This window comes from Pseudomonas sp. SDO5532_S415 (assembly GCF_054071155.1).
Map to the genome: position 1 here is coordinate 26,854 of NZ_JBSVWS010000038.1, position 9,886 is coordinate 36,739.

At 58.9% G+C, this 9,886-nt stretch carries 10 protein-coding genes; 3 read left to right on the forward strand and 7 right to left on the reverse strand.

Annotation, left to right across the window (positions count from 1 at the left end; all coding sequences use genetic code 11):
• Nucleotides 1–7: 7 nt before the first annotated feature.
• Nucleotides 8–322 (reverse strand): hypothetical protein, encoded by a 315-nt coding sequence (locus ACW9HW_RS12105; RefSeq protein WP_170948732.1) that lies wholly within the window; start codon nt 320–322, stop codon nt 8–10.
• 227 nt (nt 323–549) lie between these two features.
• Between ACW9HW_RS12105 and yegS the strand changes: the two genes are divergently transcribed.
• The gene (yegS, locus tag ACW9HW_RS12110) at nt 550–1,467 is read left to right on the forward strand and encodes a lipid kinase YegS (RefSeq protein ID WP_457400002.1); all 918 of its coding nucleotides are present in this window, start codon (nt 550–552) and stop codon (nt 1,465–1,467) included.
• Here yegS and ACW9HW_RS12115 read toward each other — a convergent pair.
• From ACW9HW_RS12115 to ACW9HW_RS12125, 3 genes are all read right to left on the reverse strand, one after another.
• Nucleotides 1,451–2,107, reverse strand: coding sequence for a response regulator (locus ACW9HW_RS12115; RefSeq protein WP_095196744.1), 657 nt, complete (start codon nt 2,105–2,107; stop codon nt 1,451–1,453). The two genes, yegS and ACW9HW_RS12115, sit on opposite strands and share 17 nt — an antisense overlap.
• Nucleotides 2,104–2,997 carry a sensor histidine kinase gene (locus ACW9HW_RS12120; RefSeq protein WP_095196743.1) on the reverse strand — a complete coding sequence of 298 codons (894 nt, stop codon included), beginning with the start codon at nt 2,995–2,997 and terminating at the stop codon, nt 2,104–2,106. The genes ACW9HW_RS12115 and ACW9HW_RS12120 overlap by 4 nt, the downstream gene beginning before the upstream one ends.
• 507 nt (nt 2,998–3,504) lie before the next feature.
• A complete protein-coding gene (locus ACW9HW_RS12125) occupies nt 3,505–3,975 on the reverse strand; it encodes a hypothetical protein (RefSeq protein WP_095196742.1) in 471 nt (156 codons plus the stop codon).
• 465 nt (nt 3,976–4,440) lie between these two features.
• On the opposite strand from ACW9HW_RS12125, the gene ACW9HW_RS12130 reads away from it, so the two are divergent.
• A complete protein-coding gene (locus ACW9HW_RS12130; RefSeq protein ID WP_095196741.1) occupies nt 4,441–5,376 on the forward strand; it encodes a chemotaxis protein CheV in 936 nt (311 codons plus the stop codon).
• A gap of 630 nt (nt 5,377–6,006) precedes the next feature.
• Nucleotides 6,007–6,813 (forward strand): MOSC domain-containing protein, encoded by an 807-nt coding sequence (locus tag ACW9HW_RS12135; protein ID WP_457400003.1) that lies wholly within the window; start codon nt 6,007–6,009, stop codon nt 6,811–6,813.
• Between the two features lie 67 nt (nt 6,814–6,880).
• Here the strand turns inward: ACW9HW_RS12135 and ppnP are convergent, their stop codons facing one another.
• The 3 genes from ppnP to ACW9HW_RS12150 form a co-directional block, all read right to left on the reverse strand.
• Nucleotides 6,881–7,165, reverse strand: coding sequence for a pyrimidine/purine nucleoside phosphorylase (ppnP, locus tag ACW9HW_RS12140; RefSeq protein WP_007940055.1), 285 nt, complete (start codon nt 7,163–7,165; stop codon nt 6,881–6,883).
• Nucleotides 7,166–7,226: 61 nt separating this feature from the next.
• Entirely contained in the window at nt 7,227–7,778 is a 552-nt protein-coding gene (locus ACW9HW_RS12145; RefSeq protein ID WP_457400005.1) for an exonuclease domain-containing protein, read from the reverse strand.
• Between the two features lie 71 nt (nt 7,779–7,849).
• Nucleotides 7,850–9,811, reverse strand: a complete 1,962-nt coding sequence (locus tag ACW9HW_RS12150) for an acetyl/propionyl/methylcrotonyl-CoA carboxylase subunit alpha (protein ID WP_095196738.1) — start codon at nt 9,809–9,811, stop codon at nt 7,850–7,852.
• Nucleotides 9,812–9,886: the final 75 nt, after the last annotated feature.

Genomic DNA, 9,886 nt, shown 5'->3' on the forward strand with positions numbered 1-9,886 from the left:
GGACAGTTCAATGAGCCAGGAGCAATGTCACGAGTTGGTCGAAACGGCTATTGGCGATCCAGCCGAGCAGGCTGAGCACCACAATCGTGCCGCCTGCGGAATAGGCAAGCCGGTGTTTGATGGCACTGACGTCACTGCGAGCTTCTTCCATATCCCTGCGGATGCACTTGAGGTGTTTTTCCAGCTCAACGACACGGGGTTCCATATCGACTTCTCCATTGGGTTTTTCGCTGATATTGAATTCAGTCTTCTGTTGATTGGCCGGTTTTTCTGCGGGTGATCCGCCCGCAATCACTGGCCGCCTGAGGTCATGGCGTTGCATGGCACATCCCTGTGATTGTCCTGCTGATGACTGAAAAATCTGGACACCAAAGTGGACCAATCACACTCAGCGGTCAATTGAGCCGATTCCTCACGTTTTGTAAGAAAAATCCCGTCGTGCAGGGCTCAAGACTGCTCCACAGCAAAAAAATCAAAATCTTGCGACTTTTAGGGGGCATGACGCGGTCAACATTTCCCATACGCCATTCAAATTTGGAGTGACAACACATGAGCGAACGCAAGGCGCTGTTGATTCTGCATGGCAAGCAGGCGCTCAACGAAGAGGTTCGTGCTGCCGTCGAAGGTCGGCGCGAGCAAGGCTGGGAGCTGGCCGTTCGGTTGACATGGGAGGCTGGCGACGCGCAGCGACTGGTGGATGAGGCGCTGGCGGCAGGCTACACGCAGATCATTGCCGGCGGCGGTGACGGCACTTTGCGTGATATTGCCGAAGCCATGGCAGCGCACTCGACACAGGCCAGTCTGGTGCTGATGCCGCTGGGGACCGCCAACGATTTCGCGCGCGCCGCCGGTGTTCCTCTGGAACCTGCCCCAGCCCTGGACTTATTGGACGTGAAGCCGAGCGCCATTGATCTGGGGGAGGTGGGCGGACAAGTGTTCCTGAACATGGCCACGGGCGGTTTTGGCAGCCAGGTCACGGCCAATACCTCCGAGGAGTTGAAAAAGGTCCTCGGCGGCGCAGCGTATCTGTTCACTGGCTTGTCACGCTTCAGCGAGTTGCATGCGGCCTACGGCGAATTGCAGGGGCCGGATTTTCACTGGAGTGGCGATGTGTTGGCTCTGGGGATCGGTAATGGCCGGCAGGCGGGTGGCGGCCATGTGTTATGCCCGCAGGCACTGGCTGACGACGGTTTGCTCGATATCAGCATTTTGCCGGCCCCTCAGGAAGTGGTCGGCACCTTGAAGAATCTGCTGACCGATGGCTTTGGCATCGACAACATGTTCGTACGGGCCCGCTTGCCATGGGTCGAGATCAAGGCATCCGAAGGCCTCTATATCAACCTTGATGGCGAACCGCTGGAGGGAGACAGCCTGCGGTTCTCGGCTCGGCCGGCGGCACTGCTTGTGCATTTGCCTGAAGGTTCGCCGCTGTTGAGTGCGACGGAGTCTGTCAATCGTCCAGACTGATGATCTGCTCGCGCACGGCAAACAACACCAGGCCGGCCACATCATAGATTTGCAATCGCTTCATGATCTGCGAACGATGGGTTTCGACCGTCTTGACGCTCAGGCCCAGGCCGTTGGCGATTTCCCGGGTGGACTTTCCGCGAACAATCAGCCGCAGGATTTCCAGCTGACGGGCCGTCAGGTTGTGCGAGCCCGCGGGGTCGGGTGGGGGCTGGTTACGGGTCAGCGCCTGAGTGATGACGGTATGGGCAATGGCCGGGCTCAGATAGCGCTCGTTGTTACGCAAGGCTTCCAGGGCATGTGCCAGTTCGGTCGCCGTGGTGTCCTTGAGCAGATAGCCATGAGCCCCGGATTCCAGCGCCTGCATGATGAGGGCGGGGTCGGTGTGCATCGACAGGATCAGTACCTTGCTCTGCGGGCGGACCCGCTTGAGTTGCTGCAAGGCTTCAAGGCCACCGGTCTGCTTCATGGAAATATCCAGCAGTACGATATCCGGGGACAGATGCTCGACCATGGCGAGCAACTGCGAGCCGTCATTGGCCTCGCCGATCACTGCGTAGCCAGGAAGATCCAGCACCAGGGCGCGCACGCCAGCCCTGATCAGCGAGTGGTCATCCACCAGAAGTAAGTTACAAGTCAATGCATAACCTTATTCGTACTGGCCCGTTCGAGCGCGCGAGGCGCCCAGGGGAAGAGAGCTTCAATTTGGGTGCCTTTGCCCGGTTCGCTGGTCACGGTCAGTGTGCCGCCCAGTTGATTGATTCGCTCGGACATCCCGGCCATGCCGCGTTGTCCCTCGCGACCCGGGTCTGTGGCGGGTGCAAAACCCTGACCATCGTCACTGATCGATAGTGACAGGCCCTGTGGCAAACGTTGCAGGCAGACCAGCAGATTCTTTGCCTGGGCGTGCCGCAGTATGTTGGTGACCGCTTCCTGGGTGATGCGATAGGCCGCCACGGCCATTTCTTCCGGAATCCCTGTCAGACGTTGGTGGCACTCCAGGCTCCAGTGCACGGAGGTATTGGCCAGCGTCTTGAGCAGATGTGCGCGCAGGCTGGCTTCCAGTCCGAGGCTGGTCAACTGCCTGGGATTGAGGATGGCCGATACGTCGCGGACTTTGGCGAGGGTTTCTTCCAGGGTGTCGCACAGTACAGAACATTGCGCCTGAAGTTCTTCCGGCATTCGACGTTTGAGCCAGTCGCTTTGAAGTTTGGCGGCGGTCAGCAACTGGCCGATGTCGTCATGCAGTTCCCGACTGAGCCGATGGCGTTCGTTTTCCTGGACCTCGAGCAAGCGATCGGCCAGTTCCTGTGGTTGAAACTTGATCGATTTACGCGACAGGCGATATTGCACCCAGACACAGCTCAGGGCCGCAATGTTGAGCAGCAGCAGGCCGAGCGGCAGGGGAATGGAAAAGCAATAGGTCAGCAGGCTGCCGAGTGTGGAGCCGGCACACAACAAAAGCGTGAACCGACGTGCGTTTTCTCGGGAAGGTGGCCACGTGGCGATTGACTTGAGGCTGGCGTACATAGCGGATGGAGCCAATGGATGTTCGCTGCGGGCAGACCGGTCATGCTGGTTGACAGGTCTCTGTTTTGTAATGTTGTACATCGACTTCGGCGGCGCATAGTTTCTGTATAAGAAATCCAGCCTGAAACTTGTTCGGGCTGTAGCCGCGGCAATCATCTTGCCATTAATTGACGTCAACTAATGGGCGGCATAATACCACTTAAGATACCGTTGGTCGCGTATGCGATATATGTCCAGGGAGTCAGGATGCAAGGCATTCCGGCGTGAGTTCCACAGTGGGAGAAGTGTGGTTGTCATTGTCGGAGAAGGGTCGAATGTCCAAGGGTTTTTGTCGTTTAGTACCAGGCAAAACCCCAGGTAACTCAGGCAGTCAATTGCCTGAGGAAATAGTTTGATTATTTGAAGTTGTCGTTAGTGGATATGCTGCATTCAATTGCGACATGAGCACCTTCAAGTTTATTGCTGAATCTGGCAATAAAATAGGGTGCGCGGCATGATTCCGTGAATCTAGGCCTGCCGTTCCAGGTAGGGAACAAGCGAGAACGGTTTGGAATTGACCGGGGGTTGAAAATGACTCTGGCCGACCTGAAAGGCAAACGCTTCGATCAGGGTCGCCTGCTCGGTTTCATCGAGACTGAGTTGGCCTGTGTTCTGGTCGATCAATTCAAGTTGCCAGGCGATCAGTGTCAGGCAGTCTTTCAGCGCACTCAGGGCTTCGTCATGCAGTTCCATGTGATTCTGCGCGTGGTTGAGCAAGCCATGAATGTGCAGCGAAAACTCCGAAACGGCCGCCAGTGCGAGGGCATCCGCTTTGCTCGCCAACTTGAGGAGGGTGCTGAGCATGCAGTCGATGGCGTCCTTGTCATTGCTGATCAATTGCAGATGACTCAGGCACTCTTCGGTCTTGGCCAGAAGTGATTCGGCTTCGACGAGAAATTCCGGGACCCGCTTTGCCCACTCTTTGCGATTGTTCGACATGCTTATCTCCACAACGTCATGACTAATGAGGGGATGTCGTGTGTGTCGACGAGGACGATGGGCGTCCCGACGTAAACGTTTCGTCGTGAGATCGCGTTCCGCCCGGCTTGAAACAAGGCTGGGGAACTACTTGAGAGGGTGGATGGCCACTGACCTGCGATCGCACACAAAAGCCTGACTCCATTCATGCAATGAGAATGGCGTCACATTAATGGCTATTGGATATCGCGAATATCAGGTTGTGCCTGATTGTTGCTAGGGGAATCCCTTATGCAGCGGAACCTCTTGCGAAAACAATGGTCGCGCCGAAGAGAATGTAGCAGATGAAATCACAACGCCAGTAAAGCATGATGTTAATGTGACATCAATGTTTGAGCGAGGCATTTTGCAAGGGGTCAAGGTCTGGCAAAAACAGCCGATAACCCTCTATTAGTGAATTCATCAGTACAAGCCCAGGAGTCATTGATGGCTGGCATTCTCGATACGGTAGACCAACGTACGCAACTGGTGGGTGAGAATCGCCTGGAAATTCTCATGTTCCGGCTCGCCGGGCGGCAATTGTTCGCAATCAACGTGTTCAAAGTGCAGGAAGTGCTGCAACTGCCGAAATTGACCCTGATGCCGCAGCGCCACCCGTTCGTTTGCGGCGTGGTCAACCTGCGTGGCCAGACCCTGCCGGTGATTGACCTGTCCCAGGCGATCGGCATGCGTCCGCTGGTGCCGGGTCCGAACAGTACGATCATCGTCACCGAGTACAACCGTTCCGTGCAGGCGTTCCTGGTCGGTGGTGTGGACCGGATCGTCAACATGAACTGGGAAGCGATTCTGCCGCCGCCGACCAGTGCCGGTCGCCAGCACTACTTGACTGCCATCAGCAAGGTCGACGACCAGTTGGTGGAAATCATCGACGTGGAAAAAGTGCTGGCTGAAATCGTTCCTTACAACGCCAAGGTGTCCCGCGACAAACTCAACGACCCGGTGCTCGAGCGTGCCCGCGGTCGTGAAGTGCTGTTGGTGGATGACTCCAATGTGGCTTTGGCGCAGTTGCGTGACACCCTGGGTCAGTTGGGGGTGAAAATGCACATTGCCAGTGATGGTCTGAAGGCATTGAACATGCTCAAGGCTTGGGCCGACACGGGCGTCAACATGACCGACAAGCTGTTGATGGTGTTCACCGACGCGGAAATGCCGGAGATGGATGGCTATCGCCTGACCACGGAAATCCGCAACGACCCGCGTCTGCGTAGCTTGTATGTGGTGCTGCACACGTCCTTGTCCGGCAGTTTCAACGATTCGATGGTCAAGAAGGTGGGCTGCGACAACTTCCTCTCCAAGTTCCAGCCGGACAAACTGGTCGACGTGGTGCGCCAGCGCTTGATGCTGGACGAAGTGCCTGCCTGATCACGACACAGCTTTTGTGGGAGCGGGCCTGACAGCCGACCTGATTTTGGCGGATGTAAGCGGTCCCCTGTGGGAGCGGGCTTGCTCGCGAAGGCGGCTTGACAGCCAATCTGACTCTGGCGGATGTACCCAATCCCTTGGGAGCGAGCCTGCTCGCGAAGGCTTTGTTTCAGGCGACTGGAGTTTTGGATGGTGTACATATCCGTTTCTTCGGTAACGGCTGCTGGCGGTTTCGCCCTTACGGCGAGTCCCTTTGGCAAACGCCGGAGTGCCGGCCCAGCCCAAAGGAACCAAAGGTCTCGCCCCGGCGTCCGGCCCCTCGCCAAGGCTCGGGGTTCCTTCGCTCCGGCATTCATCCGGGGGTATTGCCCTCCGGTTGGCTTCGCTGCACCTACATGCAATGGGTTCGACTGCGTCGAACGGCGCTGCGCGCCCATCCCCGGATGAACGCCTGCGCTCAGCCTGCCGAAGGGGCGGGTGGATCAAGATCAAGATCAAAAGCCAAAGCCAAAGCCAAAGCCAAAGCCAAAGCCAAAGCCAAAGCAAGTCTGTGGGTTTGTGGTGTCTGCACTTTGATTCAGCGATCAAGCTCGTATAGGGTGGCGTTTTTTACCCACCAGGGAGCTGGCCATGCTGCGTCTGAGCGCGCTTTATCGTTATCCGTTGAAATCCGGCAAGGGTGAGGCCTTGCAGCAGGTCGGTCTCGACAAGCTGGGGCTGGACGGGGATCGACGCTGGATGCTGGTGGACGAGGCCAGCGGACGCTTCCTGACCCAGCGGGCGGTGGCGCAGATGAGCCAGCTGTCGGCGTTGTGGAATGCCGAGGGTGGCTTGACCCTTGATGCACCCGGTCTCTCACCAATCGATATCGCGTTGCCCGGCAGCGACGCCGAACTGCGCGGCGTGACCATCTGGCGCGACACCTTGCGCGTGCCGGATGCCGGCGATGCAGCGGGTGCCTGGGTCAGTGAGTTCATCGGCAAGCCGACGCGCCTGGTGCAAGTGCCACTGGATCGGGCGCGGACTACCCAGGCTGGCTACGGCAAGGACGATGATCAGGTGGCGTTCGCCGATGGCTTCCCCCTGTTGCTGATCGGCCAGGCCTCGCTGGAGAATCTGTCGCAACGGGTCGGTCGACCGCTGGAAATGCTGCGCTTTCGACCGAACCTGGTGATCGAAGGCAGCGATGCTTATGCCGAGGATGGCTGGAAGCGCATTCGCATCGGCGATGTCGAGTTTCGGGTGGTCAAGTCGTGTTCGCGCTGCATCCTGACCACTATCGACCCGCAAACCGGCGTACGCAGCGAAGATCGCGAACCCTTGGCCACCTTGCAGAAGTACCGTGCCGAGGCCGATGGCGCGATGTTCGGCCAGAATCTGGTCAATGACAGCAATGGCCGGCTTGAAGTCGGTATGCCAGTGACGATCCTGGAATAAAGAGACTGAATAGAAAATGCCCGTGTCCAAAGACACGGGCATTTTTTTTCTGTGAAAACCCAGGGTTTTAGCCGCGGTATTCGCACAGGTAAGCGGTGTCGACGGCCACTTTCAGCTGGAACTTGCTGTTGGCAGGTACATTGAACTGGCTGCCGGCGGCGAAGGTTTCCCAGTCGCTGCTGTCCGGCAGCTTGACGGTCAGGGCGCCGGACACCACGTGCATGATTTCACGCTGGCTGGTGCCGAATTCATATTCGCCCGGAGCCATGACGCCGATGGTCGCCGGACCTTCAGCGGTGCCAAAGGCGATCGACTTGACGGTGCCGTCGAAGTACTCGTTGACTTTAAACATGGGCGATTCCTCGAAAAGGGCTAAAAAGGGCCGGCCAGTATGCACAAGGGGGCCGGTGTCGTCACCTCTCCAGAGGGGGGAGAATCTGCGGTAGCAGGCGCGCGGTATTGCGCGCATCCTCCAGTGCCCGGTGTTGCTGCCCGGTAAATTGCAGGCCGGCCAGTTGCAGCGCGCCATTGAGTCCCAGCGGGCGCTCCAGGCGACGGGCCTTGGCAAAACGTTGCTTGAGGTTGATGTGCGGTGTGCGGCTCAGGACACTGTCGAGTTGCAGGCGCTGCCATTCCTGAATCAGCTGCTGGCGATCGTAATCGCCCCAACTGACCCAACTTTCCAGTGGCGCTTGATGTATTCCGAGCCATTGTTCGAATGAGGGCCAGATCTCGCCCAGTGTTTGCGCCGTATCAACGTCCGCCTGGGTGATGTGCGTCAGCTGCCGGCAAAACGGCGTCAACAGCGGCCGTCGCAATGGCCGCACAAAGCACTGGAAGTGATCCACTTCGCGCCCTTTGCGGTCCACCAGGGTGGCGCCGATTTCGATGATTTCCATTTCCGTTACTGGCCAACCACCCTCGTCGGTGGTGGCCTCCAGATCAATGACCAGCCATTGAGGCATCGCAGGGTTCCTGGTATCCGCGTCCTGATAGGCTTTGAGCGTAGCCAAACCCGGCAGTTCCGCCTAGCGGCTTATTCGACCTCCAATAAAATCTGACGATTCTTGACCTGATCACCGACCCGGACCTGCAAACGCTTGAGCACGCCGTCGATGCCCGATTTGAGCGGATGCTCCATTTTCATGGCTTCAAGTACCACCAGCAGTTGGCCCTTGCTCACCGGGCTGCCCTCGCTGACCAGCACATCGACGATTGCGCCGTCCATAGGTGCCTTGAGGGTGCCGGTGCTGGCACTGACCTGGCTGCTAACCAAAGCCTGGGTCCGATCCGTCAAGCACAGGCTGCCCGGACGGGTAAACAGGCAGATTTGCCCGGCCTGCAGGTGGTAGGTATGGCGTTGACGGATGCCGTCGATCTCCAGGGTGGCCCGGCGTGCGTCGCACTCGATGATCTTCAGTTCAAGGCTGCGGCTGGCGACTTGAACGCTGTACGCCTGGCCTGGCACGGCGTTCAACGCCACCGACCACTCCTGGTCTTCCAGACCCAGGCGATAGTGCAGCGGCACACTGGCGTTGTTGCGCCAACCTGCCAGCGGCCCGCGGTGCGCACCGGCAGAGGCCTGGTAGAGCAGGACGGCGGCAATCGCCAGCTCTTCTGCGGCGGGTACATGAGGGTGCAGGCACGGATGGTCGGCGAAATGCTGCGTAATGAATCCGGTACTGAATTGGCCGCTGATGAATTGCGGGTGCTGCAACAGGCTGGCGAGCAAGCGCTGGTTGCTCTGCATGCCCAGCAGCACGCTGTCCTGCACGGCCCGCAGCAGCTTGCGTCGGGCTTCTTCGCGGGTGGCGCCATGGGCGATGATCTTGCCCAGCATCGGATCGTAAAAGGGGCTGATGTGTCCACCTTCGATCAGACCATCATCGACCCGGACGCCATCGCGCAACGCCGGTTCCCAGGCCGTGATGTGCCCGGTTTGCGGGACAAACCCCTGGGCCGGGTCCTCGGCATAAAGCCTCACCTCCATGGCATGGCCGTTGAGTTGTACCTGCTCCTGACGCAGCGGCAGCGGTTGGCCTTCGGCGACGTTCAGTTGCCAGGCCACCAGGTCCAGGCCGGTGATCAGTTCGGTGACCGGGTGCTCCACTTGCAGACGGGTGTTCATCTCCAGAAAGTAAAACTGTCCGCGCGCATCCAGCAGGAATTCCACGGTGCCCGCGCCGACGTAGTTCACCGCACGACCGGCCTTGAGCGCCGCTTCGCCCATGGCCTGACGCAAGGAGGCGGTCATGACCGGGCAGGGCGCTTCTTCGATGACTTTCTGATGGCGGCGCTGGATCGAACAATCGCGCTCGCCGAGGTAGATCAGGTTGCCGTGCCGGTCGCCGAACAGCTGGACTTCGACGTGCCGTGGCTCGATCAACGCCTGTTCGAGGATCAGTTCGTCACTGCCGAACCCATGCAGGGCTTCGGAGCGGGCGGTGCGAACCTGCTCCAGAAAATCACCGGCATCGTGCACCAGGCGCATGCCGCGCCCGCCACCACCGGCACTGGCCTTGATCATCAGTGGATAGCCGATGCGCTCGGCTTCGCGGCTCAAGGTCGCGTCATCCTGTTCGGCGCCCTGATAACCCTGGATGCAGGGTACGCCGGCGTTGATCATGGCGATTTTCGACAGGCGTTTGCTGCCCATCAGTTCGATGGCTTCGGGGCTGGGGCCGATGAAGGTGATGCCGGCGTGTTGGCAGGCGCGGGCGAACCCGGCGTTTTCCGAGAGGAAACCGTAACCCGGATGGATCGCGTCAGCGCCTGTACGGCGGGCCGCGTCGATGATCGCCGGAATGTTCAGGTAAGACTGTTGCACCGGGGCCGGGCCGATGTGCACGGCTTCGTCGGCCATTTGCACGTGCAGCGCGTCGGCATCGGCATCGCTGAACACGGCGACGGTGCGATAGCCCAGAGCCTGGGCGGTGCGCTGGATGCGACAGGCGATTTCACCGCGGTTGGCGATCAGTATTTTTGTGAATCCGGGCATGGTTTTTCTCTCTGAATGTGCGGTGACAGTGATGGCCTCTTCGCGAGCAGGCTCGCTCCCACAGTTGAAATGCAT

What these genes read in the sequence shown, in the direction of transcription:
- ACW9HW_RS12145 (WP_457400005.1), bottom strand. Translation starts at nt 7,778, where the DNA reads ATGCCTCAATGGCTGGTCATTGATCTGGAGGCCACCACCGACGAGGGT.
- ACW9HW_RS12150 (WP_095196738.1), bottom strand. Translation starts at nt 9,811, where the DNA reads ATGCCCGGATTCACAAAAATACTGATCGCCAACCGCGGTGAAATCGCC.
- ppnP (WP_007940055.1), bottom strand. Translation starts at nt 7,165, where the DNA reads ATGTTTAAAGTCAACGAGTACTTCGACGGCACCGTCAAGTCGATCGCC.
- ACW9HW_RS12125 (WP_095196742.1), bottom strand. Translation starts at nt 3,975, where the DNA reads ATGTCGAACAATCGCAAAGAGTGGGCAAAGCGGGTCCCGGAATTTCTC.
- ACW9HW_RS12135 (WP_457400003.1), top strand. Translation starts at nt 6,007, where the DNA reads ATGCTGCGTCTGAGCGCGCTTTATCGTTATCCGTTGAAATCCGGCAAG.
- yegS (WP_457400002.1), top strand. Translation starts at nt 550, where the DNA reads ATGAGCGAACGCAAGGCGCTGTTGATTCTGCATGGCAAGCAGGCGCTC.
- ACW9HW_RS12105 (WP_170948732.1), bottom strand. Translation starts at nt 322, where the DNA reads ATGCAACGCCATGACCTCAGGCGGCCAGTGATTGCGGGCGGATCACCC.
- ACW9HW_RS12120 (WP_095196743.1), bottom strand. Translation starts at nt 2,997, where the DNA reads ATGTACGCCAGCCTCAAGTCAATCGCCACGTGGCCACCTTCCCGAGAA.
- ACW9HW_RS12130 (WP_095196741.1), top strand. Translation starts at nt 4,441, where the DNA reads ATGGCTGGCATTCTCGATACGGTAGACCAACGTACGCAACTGGTGGGT.